The sequence below is a fragment of the Paenibacillus tepidiphilus genome (assembly GCF_008635795.1).
Classification (GTDB): domain Bacteria; phylum Bacillota; class Bacilli; order Paenibacillales; family Paenibacillaceae; genus Paenibacillus_AQ; species Paenibacillus_AQ tepidiphilus.
In genome coordinates, this window is record NZ_VWRQ01000004.1 from 37267 (window position 1) to 57226 (window position 19960).

Annotated in this window: 24 protein-coding genes and 2 pseudogenes; 18 read left to right on the forward strand and 8 right to left on the reverse strand. The window is 46.5% G+C overall.

Features of this window, described 5'->3' with window-relative positions; translation table 11 throughout:
- Positions 1-20 precede the first annotated feature (20 nt).
- Complete coding sequence (locus F1379_RS06050) at positions 21-413, forward strand: MerR family transcriptional regulator (protein ID WP_162551086.1); 393 nt, start codon at positions 21-23, stop codon at positions 411-413.
- 39 nt (positions 414-452) lie between these two features.
- Here the strand turns inward: F1379_RS06050 and F1379_RS06055 are convergent.
- Both F1379_RS06055 and F1379_RS06060 read right to left on the reverse strand, forming a co-directional pair.
- Positions 453-1745, reverse strand: a pseudogene (locus F1379_RS06055) (DHA2 family efflux MFS transporter permease subunit); the annotation flags it as partial.
- A 73-nt stretch (positions 1746-1818) separates the two neighbouring features.
- Positions 1819-2274: a MarR family transcriptional regulator gene (locus F1379_RS06060; RefSeq protein ID WP_420850480.1), complete on the reverse strand. Its 456-nt coding sequence runs from the start codon at positions 2272-2274 to the stop codon at positions 1819-1821.
- Positions 2275-2453: 179 nt separating this feature from the next.
- Between F1379_RS06060 and F1379_RS06065 the strand changes: the two genes are divergently transcribed.
- From F1379_RS06065 to F1379_RS06075, 3 genes are all read left to right on the forward strand, one after another.
- The gene (locus F1379_RS06065; protein WP_150267474.1) at positions 2454-3227 is read left to right on the forward strand and encodes a CPBP family intramembrane glutamic endopeptidase; all 774 of its coding nucleotides are present in this window, start codon (positions 2454-2456) and stop codon (positions 3225-3227) included.
- A gap of 27 nt (positions 3228-3254) precedes the next feature.
- A complete protein-coding gene (locus F1379_RS06070) occupies positions 3255-3638 on the forward strand; it encodes a hypothetical protein (RefSeq protein ID WP_150267476.1) in 384 nt (127 codons plus the stop codon).
- 69 nt (positions 3639-3707) lie between these two features.
- Complete coding sequence (locus tag F1379_RS06075; protein ID WP_150267478.1) at positions 3708-4178, forward strand: DUF2691 family protein; 471 nt, start codon at positions 3708-3710, stop codon at positions 4176-4178.
- An 81-nt stretch (positions 4179-4259) separates the two neighbouring features.
- Here the strand turns inward: F1379_RS06075 and F1379_RS06080 are convergent, their stop codons facing one another.
- Entirely contained in the window at positions 4260-4745 is a 486-nt protein-coding gene (locus F1379_RS06080; protein WP_150267480.1) for an SRPBCC family protein, read from the reverse strand.
- 109 nt (positions 4746-4854) lie between these two features.
- On the opposite strand from F1379_RS06080, the gene F1379_RS06085 reads away from it, so the two are divergent.
- The 4 genes from F1379_RS06085 (at position 4855) to F1379_RS06100 (ending at position 8180) form a co-directional block, all read left to right on the forward strand.
- A complete protein-coding gene (locus F1379_RS06085; RefSeq protein WP_150267483.1) occupies positions 4855-5733 on the forward strand; it encodes a CPBP family glutamic-type intramembrane protease in 879 nt (292 codons plus the stop codon).
- Entirely contained in the window at positions 5734-6516 is a 783-nt protein-coding gene (locus tag F1379_RS06090) for a MerR family transcriptional regulator (protein ID WP_150267485.1), read from the forward strand.
- 68 nt (positions 6517-6584) lie between these two features.
- On the forward strand, positions 6585-7553 hold the full coding sequence (locus F1379_RS06095) for a helix-turn-helix transcriptional regulator (RefSeq protein ID WP_150267488.1): 969 nt from the start codon (positions 6585-6587) through the stop codon (positions 7551-7553).
- A 75-nt stretch (positions 7554-7628) separates the two neighbouring features.
- Positions 7629-8180, forward strand: a complete 552-nt coding sequence (locus tag F1379_RS06100) for a ribonuclease FAU-1 family protein (RefSeq protein ID WP_338046098.1) — start codon at positions 7629-7631, stop codon at positions 8178-8180.
- Between the two features lie 111 nt (positions 8181-8291).
- Here F1379_RS06100 and F1379_RS06105 read toward each other — a convergent pair whose 3' ends face one another.
- On the reverse strand, positions 8292-8516 hold the full coding sequence (locus tag F1379_RS06105) for a helix-turn-helix domain-containing protein (RefSeq protein ID WP_150267492.1): 225 nt from the start codon (positions 8514-8516) through the stop codon (positions 8292-8294).
- A 147-nt stretch (positions 8517-8663) separates the two neighbouring features.
- On the opposite strand from F1379_RS06105, the gene F1379_RS06110 reads away from it, so the two are divergent.
- Together F1379_RS06110 and F1379_RS06115 are read left to right on the forward strand one after the other, a co-directional pair.
- On the forward strand, positions 8664-8969 hold the full coding sequence (locus tag F1379_RS06110) for a DUF6809 family protein (protein WP_150267494.1): 306 nt from the start codon (positions 8664-8666) through the stop codon (positions 8967-8969).
- 218 nt (positions 8970-9187) lie between these two features.
- A pseudogene (locus F1379_RS06115) lies at positions 9188-9357 on the forward strand (IS1595 family transposase); the annotation flags it as partial.
- 14 nt (positions 9358-9371) lie between these two features.
- Here the strand turns inward: F1379_RS06115 and F1379_RS06120 are convergent.
- Positions 9372-9632, reverse strand: a complete 261-nt coding sequence (locus F1379_RS06120) for a DUF2651 family protein (protein WP_338046099.1) — start codon at positions 9630-9632, stop codon at positions 9372-9374.
- 414 nt (positions 9633-10046) lie between these two features.
- On the opposite strand from F1379_RS06120, the gene F1379_RS06125 reads away from it, so the two are divergent.
- From F1379_RS06125 to F1379_RS06140, 4 genes are all read left to right on the forward strand, one after another.
- Positions 10047-10520, forward strand: a complete 474-nt coding sequence (locus F1379_RS06125) for a MerR family transcriptional regulator (protein ID WP_150267498.1) — start codon at positions 10047-10049, stop codon at positions 10518-10520.
- Positions 10504-10926: a hypothetical protein gene (locus F1379_RS06130; RefSeq protein ID WP_203457048.1), complete on the forward strand. Its 423-nt coding sequence runs from the start codon at positions 10504-10506 to the stop codon at positions 10924-10926. The genes F1379_RS06125 and F1379_RS06130 overlap by 17 nt, the downstream gene beginning before the upstream one ends.
- A 268-nt stretch (positions 10927-11194) precedes the next feature.
- Entirely contained in the window at positions 11195-12412 is a 1218-nt protein-coding gene (locus tag F1379_RS06135; protein ID WP_150267500.1) for a glycoside hydrolase family 5 protein, read from the forward strand.
- Between the two features lie 366 nt (positions 12413-12778).
- Positions 12779-12961 carry a hypothetical protein gene (locus tag F1379_RS06140; protein ID WP_150267502.1) on the forward strand — a complete coding sequence of 61 codons (183 nt, stop codon included), beginning with the start codon at positions 12779-12781 and terminating at the stop codon, positions 12959-12961.
- A 188-nt stretch (positions 12962-13149) separates the two neighbouring features.
- Here the strand turns inward: F1379_RS06140 and F1379_RS06145 are convergent, their stop codons facing one another.
- Positions 13150-13473: a hypothetical protein gene (locus F1379_RS06145; protein ID WP_150267504.1), complete on the reverse strand. Its 324-nt coding sequence runs from the start codon at positions 13471-13473 to the stop codon at positions 13150-13152.
- Positions 13474-13617: 144 nt separating this feature from the next.
- Here F1379_RS06145 and F1379_RS06150 point away from each other — a divergent pair, with 144 nt between their 5' ends.
- Positions 13618-14124 (forward strand): hypothetical protein, encoded by a 507-nt coding sequence (locus F1379_RS06150; RefSeq protein WP_150267506.1) that lies wholly within the window; start codon positions 13618-13620, stop codon positions 14122-14124.
- 120 nt (positions 14125-14244) lie between these two features.
- On the opposite strand, the gene F1379_RS06155 is transcribed toward F1379_RS06150, so the two are convergent.
- Together F1379_RS06155 and F1379_RS06160 are read right to left on the reverse strand one after the other, a co-directional pair.
- A complete protein-coding gene (locus F1379_RS06155) occupies positions 14245-14808 on the reverse strand; it encodes a PIN domain-containing protein (RefSeq protein ID WP_150267507.1) in 564 nt (187 codons plus the stop codon).
- Positions 14795-14977, reverse strand: coding sequence for a hypothetical protein (locus F1379_RS06160; protein WP_150267509.1), 183 nt, complete (start codon positions 14975-14977; stop codon positions 14795-14797). The genes F1379_RS06155 and F1379_RS06160 overlap by 14 nt, the downstream gene beginning before the upstream one ends.
- A gap of 320 nt (positions 14978-15297) precedes the next feature.
- On the opposite strand from F1379_RS06160, the gene F1379_RS06165 reads away from it, so the two are divergent.
- From F1379_RS06165 to F1379_RS06175, 3 genes are all read left to right on the forward strand, one after another.
- On the forward strand, positions 15298-15945 hold the full coding sequence (locus F1379_RS06165) for a hypothetical protein (protein ID WP_150267512.1): 648 nt from the start codon (positions 15298-15300) through the stop codon (positions 15943-15945).
- Between the two features lie 28 nt (positions 15946-15973).
- Complete coding sequence (locus F1379_RS06170; RefSeq protein ID WP_162551087.1) at positions 15974-16921, forward strand: alpha/beta hydrolase family protein; 948 nt, start codon at positions 15974-15976, stop codon at positions 16919-16921.
- A gap of 149 nt (positions 16922-17070) precedes the next feature.
- The gene (locus tag F1379_RS06175; RefSeq protein ID WP_150267516.1) at positions 17071-19167 is read left to right on the forward strand and encodes a thioredoxin domain-containing protein; all 2097 of its coding nucleotides are present in this window, start codon (positions 17071-17073) and stop codon (positions 19165-19167) included.
- Positions 19168-19960 lie beyond the last annotated feature (793 nt).

The window sequence follows — 19960 nt, forward strand, 5'->3', positions numbered from 1 at the left end:
CATGGCAAGGGGGGATGACGGTGCGGATTGGTGAGTTTGTCAGGGAAATGGAGACAACGGCGGATACCGTGCGCTACTACATGGAGCTTCATTTGCTCAAGCCGGAATTTAAGGAGAAACGCTATTGTTTTGGAGATCAGGAAGTGCGGGACTTCCAGGCCATCGTTCAGCTTAAACAGTGGGGCTTGGCGGTAAAGGACATTCAAAGGCTGTTTCAACACAAGGAGCAGTCGGGCTGTGGTGCCACTGGGTTGTTGGCCTATGCCCGTGAGCTGTTACTGCATAGAGTTCACATGATTGATTGTCAGGTGGCAGAGCTCGGCAGACAGCGGGATGACCTTGTGGAGAATCTGGCGGAGGTGGAGCAGGTGCTGAAGCAGATGACGGAGGTTGGGGATGGAATTGATAAATAACCCCTGACGAATTCAGAATTCATCTGCTTCCCGTTGAAGCTAAAGGCTGCTTGTATCCACCGCAGGACCGCTATTAGCAGTCTTTTTATGCGTGAGGAACAGACTGGGGACGAAGATTAGCGCAAGGACAACGGCGGAAACCAGGAATCCGGCATGGTAACCCTTCAAATTAAGAGCCGCCGTAGGCTGCAAACCATGGATGTAGGCGGCGACAACGGTTGCGATAACAGCCGAACCAAAGCTTGAACCAAGGTTCTCGACAATAGTAATACCAACCCCGGCTTCGGGAAGCTGCTTGCTGTCCAGACCGGAGTAAGCGCCACTCGTCAACGGAATGCTGATGCCTCCGACACTGGTACCACGGATGAACAGAACCACGGAAATCCAAAGCATGCTGGTTTGACCGGTGATAAAAATCAGCGGAATCGTACCTATTAACGAAAGGGCAAGACTGGCCATAACCACATTTTTTACGCCAAACTTATCAATCCATCTTCCAAGCAAAGGACGGGTAACAAGCATTCCTATGCCCTGAGGGATTAAAGCCAGCGCCGCCTGAATGGCCGTGAAATGAAGGATGCTCTGGAAGAACAACGGGAGGATGAGCATAGGGCCCAGAATAGCGGCATTGGCTAAAAATAAACCGCTGCTCGATGCCAGATAGTTCTTGTGTGCAAACAAATTGAGCGGAAGTACGGTCTGGTTACTTCGGATGGCATTATATACAAAGTAGATTGCAGCTAAAGCAAGGCCAGTACCTGTCCAAATAATGGTATTCCTGTTGTTGAAGGACGCGTAGTCCGCTGCTTTTGTAATTCCGTAAATCAGTGCAGCACTCATTAAGGACAAATTGACAATCCCGAATAGATCGAGCTTGCTGTCTTTGTTGAACGGTTCGAAATCGGGAATGCTTCTCATCATAAGCGGCACAGTAATCAGGACGATGAACACGTTAATATAGAAAATCCAATGCCATGATGCGCCTTGAACGATAAAGCCTCCGATTACAGGACCTAAGATAGGGCCGAAAATCATCGGTGTACTGACAATGGCCATAACTCTTCCGATGTTTTCTTGTCCGGCAGTCTTCACTAAAAGGGTAAACATAAGTGTAGTGATGATCCCTGCGCTAAATCCTTGGAGTAGACGGAAGACGATGAAGGTGGACACATCCCGGCTCATTCCTGCAGCTATCGAGATAGCTCCGAAAGCAATAACCGCGCCGATAAATATTTTCTTGCCGTTAAATTGGTTCATGAGCCATCCCGATACGGGAACAGTAATTGCGAGGGCCAAAATATAACCTGTAATGGACCATTGTATGATAGCCAAAACATACGCAATAAAAAAGCAGCCCGCTCTCATAAGAGCCGGACTGCACGCGGTTTCATGTTCCTTGTTAAACTTATTCTACTGGGTCAATCTCTAAGCCCTGCTTCTTTATTTCTGCATCCAGGTGCCTGCTGTACTTAGCTATGAAGCTAAGCATACTGTCATATTGCTCCTCGGTCACCTGCTCAAAGACGGCTTTATCCCGTTCCTGAAATTCTTTGTGAAGTTCATCATGGATGTCATATACGGCAATTCCTTGCTCCGTAAGCTTGAAATAAATTTCCTTCCTGTTGTCCGGCTTCTGATAGCTTTCAATTAGCCCCTTCTCGATCAGCTTCTTCGTTAATTTACTGATGGCACCCTTGGTCATATAAAAGGACTCGGCAAGCTTCGTCACGTTGGAGTCCGCATTCCTTCCGATATATTCGATGCAATGGACTTCAGAAGGCTTATAATCCTTAAGAATATCTTCCATCTTGATTTTATTCAGCCAGCGCATCTTGTTGAATAAGTCCCTGAATTCCGTCATGACCTGGTCTTGTTTATTCACGGCCTGTCCTCCCACCCGCTTGGAACGTTCATTAGTATATATTATACCCGATCCAAGCGGGTGGAAAGAATGTACACCGCTCGGGTAAACAGATCTGGTCAAACGCATTATAAGTGCAGAGAGTGCTATGCTTATTTAAAAAAGATAAGAGGTGCACTGTGACGATTGCCAAAGCAGGAAAATTCATTCTTATTAACGTTATCCTGCTCGTTATGATCTTTGCTTTGCAGAGTTTGTATAACTTCCTTACCTATGATCTGAGCGGCCCCATGACATGGGTGCTGAATCAATCCGGGTCCTTAAATGCCAATGGGGATTTTATTCGGACCATTTCCTGGTATCTCTTGCAAATCGCGGTTACCTGCCTGCTCATCCGGTTCATCCTGCACCAAGGGTTACGAGAAGCCGGGTTTAACACGTGGAATGTGCAGCTTAGCAGGAAATACATCCGATATTTTGTGGTGCTGTTCCCATTCATTGTGGCGGCATGCTTAATGCTCATTTATTTCACCCTCGGTCCAGACGCCATCATAGGGCAATATGCCGGCCGGGATGCTGTTTATGCTGTTAAGGACATCGCGGTGTATGGCACATTGCCGGGCTTAGGCGAAGAGCCGTTCTTCCGGATATTCGTCATTCAATTCTTGTTGATGTATGGATTCAATAAGCGCCCTTCACTGGATTCAAAAGCGATACATACGATTATCCTGTTGTCGGCAGTTTATTTCATGCTTGGGCACATCCATATCGGGTGGTCTCCCTTGTCCCTGCGGTATAATGTCATTCAACTGATCACAGCCTTTGTGCTGGGTATCTTCTATGCCGTCACCTATTTGCGTACCCGAAGCATTCTGGCCGCTGTGGTCTGCCACAGCTACTCCGACTTCGTGATCTTCCTGATGGGGTATCTTGTGTATTTCTATCATCAGTAGCCGCCCAAACGGAAAGGGGATAAGTTCATGACTGTATCCATACCAGCCCTCGTATTCACCGTCTTGATCCTGCTAACCATTATGTTTCAAGCCGCCTTGGCACTCGGCGCTCCGTGGGGAGCCTGTGCCATGGGCGGGAAGTACCCCGGGAAATTTCCGGCGCCGCTGCGGTGGGCATGTCTGGTGCAGATCGCAATATTAGCGCTGCTTGCGCTTATTGTGTTGAGTAAAGCAGAGATGCTTCTGCCTGGGTGGCGCGGAACTGCGGATTGGGCGATCTGGGTTGTGGTCGGATTTGGTGCGCTCTCTACGTTCTTGAATCTGATTACGCGAAGCGTATGGGAGCGGAGAATCTGGGCGCCGGTAGCTGCGCTGATCCTGATTACCAGTCTGATGGTGGCTGTTGCGTAGGCTGTTCTGCCGAGCCACTGAGGCAGATATTTCTGAAAGGATAAAGACAATCAGGAAAGAAGGCGAACCATGAAGCGGGGTATAACGTTTAAGCTTCCCCATCAGGATGGCCATTTTCTGGCGGACATGCTGAAGCCGGTGGATGTGGCTGCATACCATTGGTACAACGGTGGAGAGGAAGCCTATTACGTGGAACGTAAGGATAACGAGGACCATTCCCTTTTCCCGGAGCAGGTCTTTGGGATGGATGGGGCTGAGCTGAAGGAGATTATCGGGAATAACGATTATTATGCTTTCTTTGTCGATCTCAAAGCTTTTCCGAAGGATAAAGAAGTCGTCGATGTGCGGACTTACGAGGAGTACATGGACAGTGACTGCCTGCTTGTGCTTTTATTAGCCGACAGTGAGTACGTTACAATCTATTGTAAGGATCAAGCGAAGCTGAAAGCCTTATATGACAATGCGATCTCTCAAGGCTATAACAAGGTTGAGTACGTTACCGACGATAATGATGCCAGAACAGGGTTGTCTGTGTGGTAGGTAGAGTCTTTTTTGGAAAAGTTGTTAAAAGGCAGTCCTGAGGTGGAAACATGCATCCTGGACTGCCTTCAATTTATTGAACTAGACGCTTCCGATATAGTCCGAGAGATTCTCCAGACTCGACCTCAAGCCTTCGTCATGATCTTCCTTCCGGATCCCTTCAGGCACATTCTCACACAAGATGGTAACAGCAGTGCCCTCCGCAACGGCTGCTAACGACCAGGTCATCGTCATCTCTCCCGCATATGCAGGGTCATCAGACTCGAATTCAATCAGCTGTACCACCCGTTGATCCGGGGAGAATTCCAGGAATTTGCCCTCGACAACATCCGTATCCTCCGTGGTCTTACCCTGCGTTGAAGCGTCCATTTCCAGATAGGTCAGAGCCATCCGATAAAATCCTCCAACCCGGGCGTCGAACTCCAGCATCTCGCCTTTCATTCCCTTGGGTGGAAGCCACACAGCCAGAGCTGCAGGGTCCACGAGGGCCTTGTAAATTTGTTGCGGGGTGGCCTGGATGATCCGTGTAGCCTTGTCGGTTCTTTTCTTTCCGGGGGTGTTTGTCATGGAATGAACCTCCTTTATAAGTAAGCATAGCCAAGTATAGAACAAGAGTAAATCCATCTTGACCCTGACGTATAGGGGAGGCTTTATACTGAGCAGGGAGGGATGTATTGTGATTCCATTGGCAAGAAATCAGTCAGCAGGGCGTTCGCACAGGGGCGCTATCGCTATTCTGGGCTGGCTGAGCATGACATTGGGGTTATTTGCGGCTTCGGCTATCGGACAGTGGGTACGGACAGCGGGCGGAACGGAAGAATCCGTGCGTATCCTCCAGGCCCTGGTTACAGGCTCGACAATTGTACCGGTGGTTTACTTGACTCAGCTCCGCTTTGGTGTCAGGCTGAACTTATTGCCGGTATCGACGGGAAGCTTGGTCCACTTGTTGTGCGGTTTCGGGCTGCCACTGGCTATGACCGGTGCAGGATTCTTGATTGCCGCCTCTAAGGATTGGATAACAATTACAGGTTGGCATTGGACACCGGAGCTGATCTCGGCAGTGCTAATGAATCTGTTCATAGCCCTGCTGTATGAAGCGTTGCCGGAGGAGCTCACGCTTAGGGGACTGGTTTACAGCGGCTTACGGCTAAGGCTGCCTGCTGTGCTCGCTTATTTCGGGCAAATGATTCTGTTTGTGCTCGTACCGTTGACTGTACTGTTCTTGCAGAAGTTAACGGGGATGCCCGCCGGTAATACGTTTACGGCAGACTATGTCATACTTCTGCTCGGCTTCGGTCTGACCCTGCAGCTATGGCGCAGTTTGACCGGATCGTTATGGGCTTCTGTAGGCTTTCATTTAGCCTATCTGACCCTCTCCCGATTTGTGGTGCTTCCACGCGGCTATGCGGCTCTGACTTATACGGAGCAGGAGGCGGGAACAGGCGGGCTGTTTATTTTATTTGGTATGACTGTACTGGGTTCGGCGGGTGTACTGATTGTGCTCCTGCTCGGAACAAGGTTGCTTCTAGGCCGGAGAGGAAAAGAGGCGGATTAAATGTACACAGTGGGCCAGTTGGCCAAGCAGACCGGAGTCTCTGTCCGTACACTGCATTATTATGAGAAGCTCGGGCTTCTGCACCCCTCACGGGGAGAGAGCGGCTATCGTCTATATGCAGACAGCAGCATCATCCGGCTGCAGCAGATTACGGTTCTTAAGAAGATGCGCTTCACCTTAAGTGAAATCGCTGAAATGATTAGCCAGTCCGGCGGCGAAGCCGGAAGCCCCGCTGAAGTCTGGGAGCGGTCCTTGGAGCAGCAAGTAGCCATCGTCCGACAGCAGCAAAAAAACCTGCAAACGGTAGAGCATCTGCTCCGCTCGGCACAATACGCCATCAGGGCAACAGGGCAAGTAAATACTGCGGAGCTGATGGGCTTCATCCGTAAGCTGGAGCAGTTTCCGGCACCGGATACCGGCAGGCTGGAACGTTATTTCAACGCAGACGAGCGGGCGGAGCTGCCGATCAATGATTTTGACAATCCACTGGTGATGGAGTGGGCAGACCTTCTGCGTGACATTGAGCAGCAGCGGCAAGAACCGCCCGATTCTGCAGCTTCGCAGCAGCTGGCGGCCCGTATTGTACAGTATGAACTACAGCTGTTTAAAGGCAATGAGGAACTGGCGGACAAATTCTGGAGCTACATCACCCCTCAAGAAGGACAAGATACCGTTATATATGGAATGACTACAGAGGTTATGGATTATATCGAGGAGATTCTGGGGATTTATTATCGTAGTGAAAGTAATGGGGATACTATATCCTCTCGTTTCCGCAAGTAAAATCAAGCCAGAAAATTTCCATTCCTCTATATTGATTATAGAGTGGTTGAAACGGGGTGAACGGACGAATGTACGAGTGGCACAAGCAAATCCAAATCATCGTAGATGAAATTGACGAGTGTATCAAGCATCGCAACGGGGAAGCAATAACGCTGCGGGTTCTATCCCGCAAGTTAGGGTATTCCGAATTCCATACTACGCGAAAATTCAAGGAAATATCGGGTATGCAATTCAGGAATTATCTGCGGCACCGGAGATTAGCCTTTGCACTGAAAGAGGTTCGGGATAGTGAAAAAAGCATGCTGAATATTGCCTTTGATTATGGGTTCTCATCCCATGAGGCGTTCACCAGAGCTTTCAAGGGAACCTATGGCGTGACGCCAAGTGAATACCGGAAGAATCCGCTGCCCATCGTCCTTCGTACCAAAATCAATCCGTTCGACCGCTACTTCTTCGGATTCGGGGAGATTGGTATGATAAAATCTACAGAGGATGTTAAAGTTTATTTTGTAACCATTCCCGCACACAAATTTCTGCACATTAAGAACTATGAGAGTAACGGATATTGGGATTTCTGGCAAAAACAAAGCCTTATTCCCGGGCAGGACTGCGAAACCATCTGTGGCTTACTCGACAGCATCACTGGCAAATTGGATGATGATGGCGGAAACGAATCGAACGCCGGCAGCGGTCAGATCATGGCGTACATTAATGACCCGGACGGCAGACTCTGCGATTGGGGGATTCCGCGCACAGAGTGTTATGGTGCACGACTTCCTTCTGAGTATCAAGGCGAAGTGCCACCTCAAATGCTTATGATAGATGTTCCCGAAGCCGAGTATATCGTTTTCGAGCACGGGCCATTCGATTATGAGCAGGAGAATCGCAGTGTGGAGGACAAGATGGAGCAGACCATGGCGGCTTTTGATTTTGCCGGTACCGGTTACTGCTTTGATGCTTCCCCCGGCAGAATCATTTATTTCTATCATAATCCGGAGCGGTTCTGGAAATACATCAGGCCAGTGCGCAAGTCATAAGCATGAATAAGCACCCGCCCTATGCGGCAGGTGCTTGATTACATAGGCAGGCCAATCTCATAGGCAAAGGGAGATGTGCACTTGAAGAGGAAATATGGAGACCGTTCAGACTGGAATCGTGTACTGGAAAGAGAATATGCCCAGTCATACCTAGAAACGGATCTTTTTAAAGGCTACGTATCACTTCTGAAGATAGCCAAAGTGAAAGAGCCATTGTACGTAAAATACTTTGACCAAAATATTTGCCTTGTAAATGACGGGTACATATGGCTTCAACAATTCCCTTTGGGTAAGCAGCATTCAGTGACTACCATGTTTGACGAGAGAGGGCAGATTGTGCAGTGGTATATTGATATCTGTTCTATGAATGGTGTGAGTGAGGATAACGTGCCTTGGATGGACGATTTGTACTTAGACATTGTTGTGTTGCCATCAGGAGAAGTCATCCAGAAGGATTCGGAAGAACTCGATGAAGCCTTGCTTCATGGCACCATTGACCAATTTCTATATAACCTCGCAAGACAAGAGGTGAATTTGATTAATTCCCTTATCAAAGACGGAAGCTTCACCTTGCTGCAACTTTCAGAGGAACATAAAGATATGCTTTTACAAAAGATTCAAAAGTAAGCCTGAGAGAGCTGTTTGGGGAAAATAAGACCAGACAACTATATAAGCTGGCCTGGATATAGAACAAGCTCTGTGGGGTAGCCACTAGAGCTTGTTTTTGTTGTGAGGGTGTTATCCTTTTGTGCCGGGATAGCGCTTGGGGGTGTCCGTCTGACCCAGAAGGTAGTCGATGCTCACATGGTGGAAATCAGCCAGAGTGATTAGCACAGCGCTCGGCACATCTAAGTTCCCATTCTCATAACGGGAATAGGTAGTCTGACTGATATGTAATAATTCAGCCATTTGCTGCTGTGTCAGGTCTTTGTCTTCGCGCAGATTGCGGATTCTTGAGTACATGTCATCACCTGTGACAAGTTTACCTCGGGTAGAGATCTATATACTAGTGATCTTTTCGCTAAAAGAACACCTTCTGCAGTTGGATAAGGTATGCTACAGCTTGGGGCTGTTTGTAGAACTGAGCATCGCCATGTTAGGAGGGGAATCATGAGCAGAGTTTTGGAAGACATATTTTATGGAAATCTTAGACCTAACGAGAATATACATCCGAAACATTCCGAATACCAGGAGCTTAATCGCAAAATTTCATCTTTAATTGAGAACTATCACAAGAGGCTACCGCCGCATGAATATGATGAGCTTGAACAGCTACTTGATTTAATGGGCCAGACGACCTCCATGTATTCTGCTGCCGCGTATACGGAAGGTTTCCGGCTGGGGGTGAGGATAATGATCGAGGTAATGGGGGCGGGGGAGAAGGAGGAGTCAGCTTCAAGGTGGAATTTATTTTGAAATCCAATAAGTTTTAATAGATAGAAGGTGAATTTATGGACAGTATCTCTGCTCAGCGCCACATGTATTATTTGCATAGTATTATTATTATGTGGGAAGCCTATGATGGATAAACATAATAACTTTTTTAGAACAGGAGCGGGAATGCGCTGCGCTCTGGTTTTTTCATTAGAGAATATTTCTCTATTAATCATCAAACCGAACGAGGTCGCCCATAAGCTGAAGAGATTGACATGTTGATAGGTGGAGATATTCACCCGTCTGCTTTGCTAGGTACAGCCACAATCCACAAAAAATTCGCCAACTTAAAGGGGCTTACCATGAAACGGTCAATGAGCGACAAAAACAACGTGTTAAGAAGGGGAACTATCACGTTCAATACGTCTCCATTGGCTTGCTTTGTTAATTTCCACCTTTTATTGACTTCGTAATAAAACTTACGCTGACAGATAATATTGTGAAAATAACCACCCAAATGAAAAAGGACTTATTAAAGACGGTAAAAGTTAGTGCTGTGAAAACAATAAGGGTTAATAACGGCATTACGAACCATTTTTTAATCAAAATAAAACCAACTATTGAAGTGACCACAACGATTACTGGACAGATTAAAAAAATTAAAAGAAATTCCAACATTGTTACCCCCTTTATACTTTCTATCATTATATACTTTTCCCTGTAAGTTCACGCTATCACTTTTTTATTGGTGGCTCTATATAAAGAGCAGATTTATTTGCATGATAAATTCGGGATGACTTTACCAAAGGATACCTAAGTTATATTCAAAGGTCATACGGGGCAATGGGAGGTGGCTTTAAGTTACATATTTATAAGCCCCATTCTGAGATTATGAAAAACATAATTACAGGAACTGATGTATATGATTTCAGCTATAATAATGTGGTCATTGGAATTCTGAATAGAGAAGATAAGATATATTCATAAGACATGTGAAATAGCACACTCCTGTGGAGTGAATGAAGCTTCTGCCAATAGTTTGGCAGGAGCTTTTTATATCGCGGGAAAAAATTAATAACCCATTGACATTGGACTTTACTCCAATGTTATTGTAAATGCATGGAAAAACAATACTCGATCAAAGAGGCTTCACAGCTGCTTGGTATTCCGAAGGATACGCTTCGGTACTATGACCGTATTGGAATCGTATCGCCGTCCCGGGAACATAATGCGTACCGCAGGTACTCGAAGGCTGATCTCGTCGAATTGATGAATGTCCAAATCATGCAGTACGCGGATTTTTCGCTCGAAGAAATCAAAGGGAGGTTTCAGTTTCACAGAATGCAGAGTGTAGACCCCGCTTATCTACAGGAGGTCGCTGAATTTCTTGATGCCAAACAAGCAGAAACGCGCAGGAAAATTGCCCATCTTGAAAAGGTCAGCCAGTTGCTCGGCGTAGCCGCTGAAACGCTAAGAGACTTTAATCCGGAAAGTGACCAGCGGCTGGCCGGACTCGTTCGGGAGATTTACCGGGATCTTCATCAGCATGAGCCTGAAATTATTAAGGAGGATTGTGATGGACATCAAAATTAACAATTATTATTACCTGATGGCTGGCGTGCTTGCGATATTGTTTGCCGTAACGCACGCTTGGAACGGGAAATCCGTTGTACTGCCGGTGCTTGCTGTAACTGATATACACCTGGACATACAGATCATATTCAGATATGTCTGGCACATTATCACCGGAGAGAATCTGGTCTTCGGTATTATATTCATGATCCTGTCATTTCAAAGGGAGCAATCGAAGCCCCGGTCTGCTGCATGGACGATTGTGACACTTCTGCTTATCCGTCTGATGGTCATTCTCGGCGTTACGGCATATTATGATGCTTCGGCACTTGCGGATACGTTGATAGATTCGATTGCCATCCTAATCTATGTTGCTATCATCCTGCTGGGCATAAGAGGCCGGAGACCAATGGCCACTAACGAGTAGGGAAGTGTGAAGTGTTAAATTGCATTTCACTAACAGTGATCTGCTCAGAATTAACAGGGTATGCTTCTCCTAATTGTCATCAGATTCTCAAACTATCTTATACTATATTTTCCATAAATATGTTATTCTGATGGTAACAAACGGATAATTCCTTTTGTGGATTAGAACATGCGGAAAGGAGGGCATTCGGCTCTTCATACAACATATATTTTGATTTTTTGTAACCGTTTTCTTTCTGTGCAATCACAATATTAACGGAGGTTTTGACATGCTGGCTAAATTGAAAAAATACGGAGTTTACAGTCTGGCGCTTGTGCTGCTGGCTTCGGTAGCCTTGACTGGTTGGGGTGCCCGGGCATCTGCGGCGACACCGATTACATCGGATTTCAGATCCCTTACGGCTACGCAAATTGTCGGCGAAATGGGCTCCGGTTGGAATTTAGGCAATCAGCTGGAGGCATCCATCAATGGTACACCGAGCGAGACGGCTTGGGGCAATCCCGTTATCACTGCAGAGCTGATCAAGAAGGTGAAGGCAGCAGGCTTCAAAACCATTCGTATCCCCGTCTCCTACTTGAATCTTATTGGAAGCGCTCCCTCTTATACGATTAATTCAGCATGGCTGGATCGTGTGAAGACGGTAGTAGACTATGCCTACAACGAAGGCCTGTATGTGGTCATTAACGTTCACGGGGACGGGTACAATACCGTTCAAGGCGGCTGGCTGCTGGTGAACAGCAGCAATCAGACGGTCATCAAAGAGAAGTACAAGAAGGTATGGGAGCAAATTGCCAACAAGTTTGTGGGTTATGATGAACGGCTTATTTTTGAATCAATGAACGAGGTGTTCGACGGTACTTACGGCAATCCGAATTCGGCTTACTACGCCAACCTTAATGCGTATAACCAAATCTTCGTGGATACGGTCAGACAGACCAGCGGCAACAATAGTGCCAGATGGCTGCTGATTCCGGGCTGGAATACAAATATTGACTACACTACCGGCAATTACGGTTTCGTTCTGCCGACGGATACCTACCGGTCTTCAACCATCCCCAGCTCTGAGAAAAGAATCATGATCTCCGCGCACTACTATTCCCCTTGGGATTTCGCGGGTGAGGAATCAGGCACGATTACGCAGTGGGGGGCTTCGGCCACGAACCCATCCAAGCGGTCGTCCTGGGGACAAGAGGATTACCTGAATTCGCAGCTGCAGGCGATGTATAATAAGTTCGTCACCCAAGGCTACCCTGTAGTGATCGGTGAGTTCGGTTCCATCGACAAAACAGCCTATGATTCCACGAACAACGTGTATCGGGCAGCGTATGCAAAAGCGGTTACGGCAGCATCCAAGAAATACAAAGCCGTGCCGATCTATTGGGACAATGGCCACAACGGCCAGCATGGCTTCGCTCTGTTCAACCGCTCGAACAACACCGTGACGCAGCAAGGCATTATTAATGCGATTATGCAGGGCATGCAATAATCCTAAGATCTTTAAGAAGACGGCGGGCCTGTTAGCAGGCTGCTGCGCCGTTTTCTTTTTTATAGGCGAGAACATTATTGTTGGAAGGAGTATAATTGATTGGGAAGAAATTATTGTAAATAATGAGTGGTGCACTTTATGAAAATATAAACTATGATTTTGAGATTATAATAAGTGAGCAACACCTAAATAGAGGATTGTTTTTAGAAATGGCTGTTTTACGAATCATTAATAGATTGTCTAGTTAGAAGGAGAGGAAAAGATTGTTTGGAATTTTCCGTAAAAAGAAACCTGAGAAATGTTACCACTGTAATGGTATTGGGAAGAAAATAACTGTAAACTGTCCTCATTGTAGAGGGAAATCTTATGGTGCCTATACAAAAACCTGTAATAATTGTAAGGGAACAAAAAAGTCTAGATGCAGAAATTGTAGTGGAACCGGAAGGTATTGGGATCGCGGTGAAATATTCGGCTGTAGGGAGTGTGCCGGGCAAGGGTTTATTGCGTGTAAAAGCTGCAATGAAAGCGGTACAGTATCTGGCTATGTAGGTCGTTGCTCTCATTGCAGCGGTACCCGAAAAGGCAGATTTGAAATTAAATGCGAAAAGTGCATGGGTAGTGGATATATTTACACAAAAGAAGCTGTTATACATAATAATCGGGTTGAGTTTTTTATTGAGTTGAAGAATTCTAAGACATTGGGAATTATAGCTCTGGTAATAGCTATTTACTTCCTTTTAAGACAATGAATCTTGGTTTTGACTTGAGGATTCGTATACAAAGTACGTCGATTCATAATAATCAATACCGTCCGCTGTAATATGAATGGCGAGCAAATCCTCACCTACTGATGACACGTCAATCAGCTTCTTGCCCAGCAAATAATGAACAGCCTTATGGCGTTCGTTGTCTGTGAATATTTGAGCTTTTGTTCCTACCAAGCCTTCGCGTCTTCCACTTGAAAAAGCTTCGGGACCTCCGGAGAAATAAAGGTCGTAGAGTTCCGCTAATATTTGCAGCCGGAGATTTTTTCTCGCGATTATTTGTTGAATGTTGGCCATAGTATCCTCCTTAGTAGACGGTTGCACCGTAACCCATTGTAATAATGGTTCCGGTTCGTCAAGTATAGTAGGTGAATCGTTCTCTTGTACAGTAATGGCTGGTCAAATATACAGTATACATAGAGACTGAATTGAGGGATTTGAATGAGAAATAAAAAGTGGATTACTCTTGCAGTAGTCCTCTCGCTGATTATAATGGTGGCTCTATATGTCGGCTACCCAAAGAATAGTAAAGAGCTCGATTATTTTCACGACGAGTTTGGTTTGCAATTACCGAAAGACACTAAAGTATTGTTCAGCCAAAAATCATATGGGGCCATGGGAGACGGGTACCGGCTGTATGTATATCAGATCCCTGCTGAGTCAATGAAGGATTCCATAGGAAAGGAAGCATTAACGAATTGGTTTGAGCTTCCGCTACCTTCAGATTACGTGGCTACACTCTCACAGAAAATCGGGGGTATTACTGATGAAGAAACAGCGAGTCTCGTACCTCTTGCCGCAAACAAGGGATATTACACCATTCGAAACAATCAAACCAACGCTTTGATCACGGGAACGGATGTATTTGATTTCAGCTATAATAATGTGCTCATTGGAATTCTGAGTGCGGAAGATCATAAGGTTTATTTGTTATCGTATGACATGTGAGTGGTACAACACGCCATAACTCTGTGGAATGGTATCCTTGAATATCTCAGTTTAGATTAATGAAAAATAAAAAGTCACTTCGTAGAAGTGACTTGGTCGAGATATTATGTATTGTCATTGTTACTGGTAGGCTCTATGTCTTCCGGTAGTATAATATATATTTCTAATATTGCTGAGTTGACCTTGAATAGTATTAATATTGTTTACTAATTTATGGTCAACCGTTAAAAAACTAATTCCATACAAATGAGCAAGGGATGCATTGACTGCATCCGCAGCTCCAAGATTGTTAGTAATTTCAATTTGCTTTAATACGCTGTCTTTATCCCCATCTAAGATATTAAGAACTCCTTGTTGAATTAAGTCATAAATTCCCCTCATTATCGTATCTCTTGTAGCAATTTTGTCAGACTGATTGAACTTGCTGGCTTCAGTAGGAAAAGCCTTTAAAAATTGATCTAGAGGATTTTGGGCGAGATTCGAGATCTCATTAACGATAGTTGGATTTACAAACAAAAAAAGAACGTCTTCGTTTCCGAACACGTAAGTGTCAAAGAGATCTCTGATTGTATCATAGTATGCATCATACTCATTATAATAGGCATAAAGTACGCCAGTATCAATTAAAATACTTTCTTCGTTTTCGAATCCCTTAAAATGATTGTTGAAATTAATTAGATTCATATTTCCACCAATCCTTGACCTTATTCATATCAATTTTTGATGTTGCACTTCCCATGTGTTTTTTAAGTATTTCTTTTTTACTTTTGGTTAATGCGGAGTATTTAGACGTATCTAATTTTTTAATAGCTGTCTGCATATTCTTTTCCTCCTCGGATTGCTCTCGATTCATTAGCTCACACCTCCAATTTCCAAACGGATAATTGATAAGTATGTCCGATGAAACAGAAATTATGCTTTAATCTTGTCAAGAGATTCATGAAGATCGCTGTGAGCGACTCTGACGTGAATTTAGTATACCATCACAGTTCCGAAATTGGTAGAATTTTCTTGACCATTGCTATTCATTTACCATATATAGGTCACAGTTGAATCCTTAACTCTGAGAATTTCTATTCGTCGTGTTAATCAATTAAGAAAAATACTTTTATCAGTTATCTCGGAGTAAAATACAAAGAGAAGGAAATTTATGTTAGAAGGAGGGTTTAGCCTATGGAACAAAAGAAAATTGGAGCAAGCGATTATCTGGCATTAGGCTTGTATGCTTTTGCAGGATTCGGCTTTGAGGTTGTACTGTCCATGCTTTTGCCTTCGATACTCGGTGTTGGAAGCTCTGAGTATACGCTCATCCATCATTGTATACATTGGGTGCTTACATGCATTTTGTGGGGGAGTATGGCACTATTTTTAATAAGGCTTTCAAGGAAAAAGTACGCCTTTGATATTATGAAGTTAAACGAAGCGCCGGACTCCAAGGGATGGTTACTTGCGGTTGTGACTTCCGTTGCAGCTATTGCAGTTACCACTATTGTATGGGGTGGATTTAAGCCGGTTCAAGAATACAAGGGCATTATTGAATCCGTTGTTCAAAATATCTATTACTTGTTCGAAGCGGCCTTGATTCTGCTGACGATTGCTTTTGGGCAAAAATTTGGTGAAACGCTTTTAAAAAGAGGGAGTTTGCCGTACGGAGGAATTTTTCTAGCGCTCACCTGGGGACTCATACATATTTTGCTCCAAGGCAGTCTAACGGGTGTTTATGCTTTCTTCATGTCTATTCTTTATGGCACTGTATACATATTGTTAAACAAGAATACCCGATATTCATATCTGATGATCGCAATTATATTTATTTTATAAGCAATAACTGCGAATTATATTAAGCGGGGTGAGTAGCATAGCGAATTTAAGAAATGAGATAGCAGAAGCAATTGGAATTCTATCTCCTAGTACCACAACTCCTATTGAGCATAGAATACTGGATTCCACCAAGGAAGATGGATATACAAGACACTTAATCGAGTATAATTCTTCCGGAGACCAGGTCACTGCTTTTCTTTTGCTGCCGGAAATCCTTGATAACAATCCAGCTATTCTCATCCATCACCAGCACAACAGGGAGCATCATTTAGGAAAGAGCGAGGTTTGCGGTTTAGCCGGGAATCCTTTACAGGCTTTTGGCCCTGAACTGGCGAGAAAGGGATTTGTTGTGTTGGCTCCTGACTCCATATGCTTTGAGGACAGACGTAAACATGCACATGGAATAGAACCTCTTCCGGATAGCGGTGACTTTTGGCAGCATTATAATGAAATGTGCTATCGTATACTGAATGGCGATTATCTGATGAAAAAAGTGCTGAATGATGCTATGAATTGGATAACGTTACTTTCGAATCTGACTTATGTTGACAATCAAAGAATTGGCACACTTGGACATTCATATGGTGGCAATACGGTTTTATTTCTTTCTGCGTTAGATGAACGAATCGGTTATAGCTGTGCAAGCGGCAGTGCTTGTACTTATGAGAACCGCATGCTACACAATGTGGGGATTGAAATGGCGAGCGTAATTCCACACTTCCACAGCAAATACGATATCTATGATTTAGTATCTTGTATTGCACCAAGACGGCTGCTTATTGTGTCTGCGGATGAGGATAAATACTCAAGAGATGCCCCAACTATCGTTGAAAAAGCCAGCCCAGCCTATTCAGAACTGGAAGCTTTACATCATCTGCATCACAAGAGGTATCAAGGGGGACATGGATTGACAGAAGAAAGATTCGATTACATTATAGAGTGGCTTGATTCCAATGCGAAGCATTGTGAAGAATAAGCATTTTCTACATATTGAAAGTAAATAAATTCTGAACCGAGGCCTCACTACATTCTGTGAGGTTTCTTTGTTTTTCGAAAAATTCCAAATTGGTTAAACTAACCCTAGACAATACTTTACCCAAATCAGCCGAAATGAGGGGATGCCCCATGACAACCCACAAAGTACCCAATAGATTAGCCAACGAAAAATCACCTTACCTGCTACAGCACGCCCACAACCCAGTGGATTGGTATCCTTGGGGGGAGGAGGCTTTTGCTAAGGCGCAGGCGGAGAACAAGCCGATCTTTCTGTCAGTTGGATATAGCACTTGCCATTGGTGCCACGTAATGGAACGCGAATCCTTCGAGGACGAAGAAGTGGCGCAGCTGCTTAACAATCATTATGTAGCGATCAAGGTCGACCGCGAGGAGCGACCGGATATTGATGCGCTCTATATGTCGGTGTGCCAGGCGCTGACCGGAAGCGGCGGGTGGCCGCTGACGGTGTTGCTGACGCCGGAGAAGAAGCCGTTTTATGCGGGGACGTATTTTCCGAAGCGGAAAATGTTCGGGCGGATCGGGCTGATGGAGGTGCTGGAGCAGATCCGCAGTAAATGGGAGCAGGACGGTGAAGCACTGATCCAGTACGGGAATGAGCTGATGCAGGAGCTGCAGGCGTTTGAACGTAAGAATGTGGCGAATGCAGGCGGCGACGGCAGCGGAATTCCCGGCGAAGAGCTGCTCCATGAGGCGTACAAGCTGTACCAGCGGCAGTTCGACGAGGAATACGGCGGCTTCGGCCAGGCGCCGAAGTTCCCGACGCCGCATAATCTTTCGTTCCTGCTGGCGTACAGTCAGGCCTACAAGCAGCCGGAGGCGCTGCGGATGGTGGAGAAGACGCTGGAGTCGATGTACCGGGGCGGGATGTACGACCATATCGGCTTCGGGTTCTCCCGGTATTCGACGGACCGTGAATGGCTGGTGCCGCATTTCGAGAAGATGCTGTACGATAACGCGCTGCTGGCCATCGCTTATCTGGAAGCGTATCAGCTTACCGGAAAAGCGCTCTACGCCGACATTGCGGAGCAAATCTTTACGTACGTGAAGCGCGATATGACCTCGCCGGAAGGCGCATTCTACTCGGCGGAGGATGCCGACTCGGAAGGCATCGAAGGGAAGTTCTATGTCTTCACGCGAGACGAGATTGAGGAAGCGCTGGGCCTGGAAGACATGCACTCTTATTGTAATGTCTACGGCATTACGCCGGAGGGCAATTTCGAGGGAGCAAACATCCCGAACCTGCTGCGCGGATTGCCGGAGGAGCAGGCGGAGCTGAAGGAGCTGAACCCGCTTGGCCTGAAGACGCGCACCGACGAGTGGCGCGAGAAGCTGTTCGCGTACCGGGAGCAGCGGATTCATCCGGCCAAGGATGATAAGGTGCTTACCTCCTGGAACGGCCTGATGATCGCGGCGCTGGCGAAGGGTGCCAAAGCGCTGCAAAAGCCTGAGTACGCCCAAGCCGCAGCCGCTGCGGCGGACTTCATCTGGACGACCCTGCGGCGGGAAGACGGGCGGCTGCTGGCCCGCTACCGTGACGGCGAGGCCGCCATTCCGGCATATGTCGACGACTATGCCTTCCTGCTCTGGGGATTGACCGAGCTGTATGAAGCGACGGGTCAAGCCGTGCATCTGGAGCGGGCCATTGCGCTCAAGGATGGGTTGCTTGCGCTGTTCGCCGACAAGGAAGGCGGCGGCTTCTTCTTCACCGGCCATGACGGGGAAGAGCTGCCGATCCGCTCCAAGGAGCTGTATGACGGAGCTATCCCGTCCGGCAACTCTGTAGCGGCTAGACAGCTGTGGAAGCTGTCGGTCATTACGCAGGATGCGGAGCTGAAGGCCATTGCCGAGCGGACGGCGCAAATGCTGGCAGCCGCGGCGGCGGAGTATCCGCCGGGCTACTCCATGTATTTGCAGGCGCATCTGGCGCTGGTCTCCGGCGGCCGCGAGTGGGTGCTGAGTGGCAAGCGCGGCGATGCCGTGCTGCACGGCATGCTCTCCCAGGTGCAGCGGGCGTACCAGCCTGATGCGGCGCTGATCGTCAACTGGACGGATGCCGAGGACGGCGGGGTGCAGAAGCTGTTGCCGCATCTGGCCGACAAGCCGGCGGTGGACGGGCAGGCCACGGTGTACGAATGCCGCAACTTCGCCTGCCGCCAGCCGCTGACGAATCCGGAAGCGCTGAAGGAGCTGCTGGTGCGGGACTGAGGGGTATGCGAAGGTGGCGGAAGTGAGCAGGGATTGCGGTATGCTCTATAGCAAGAGCATGCCGCAAATAATTAGAACATGAAGTGTTGTTACTATGCCAGGTAAAGCCGGACAAAGACAGGCAAAGCCGGCCAGAAATCTACACATGCTCCTTACTCGCTGCCAAGTCACACATATAAAGTTCAAACGTACCGTTCAAACTAGTGCAATGACCAATTCAAATCTAAGGATGATATGCGCAGGCATCTCCAGTTCTTATCGCAACATAGACGGTGCATAGCTACAAGTGGATGCGGTCAAAGCACTAGTTCGATTTTCGCACACTAATTTTGCCGTTTTGACGGATTTTAGCGATCTAATTCGATTATCGCCACTTAATTTGGACGATATGGGCGTAATCTTCATTTTTCGTCCATATTAAGTGGCGATTTTCCAATTAGATTGGAGATTATCTCCATTCGTGTGGAATTAGGTGGCGAATTTCCAACTAATCCAGCTACGGTTAAGCGGTTATGCGGACAGAGGAGTCTAACGGAACTAGTGGAGACAAGGAGCAGGATAAGAGAGCGTGTGGGAACATGTAGGAGCAAATGATGTTATTGGGTAAAATATAGGATCGCGTACAAGAAAATAGGCGCATTAGCCGCATAGAGCCCGATAGAGTGGAATATTGGCGCCTAGAGAACCATAAGAGTCGGATAGAGGAGCACAGCCTACAAGCTGCTGCTCCTTTTGTCATTCCATAAAGCCTTATATAGCCCCAAATTGCAGGCCAGTTCCATTCTCTGCCTCC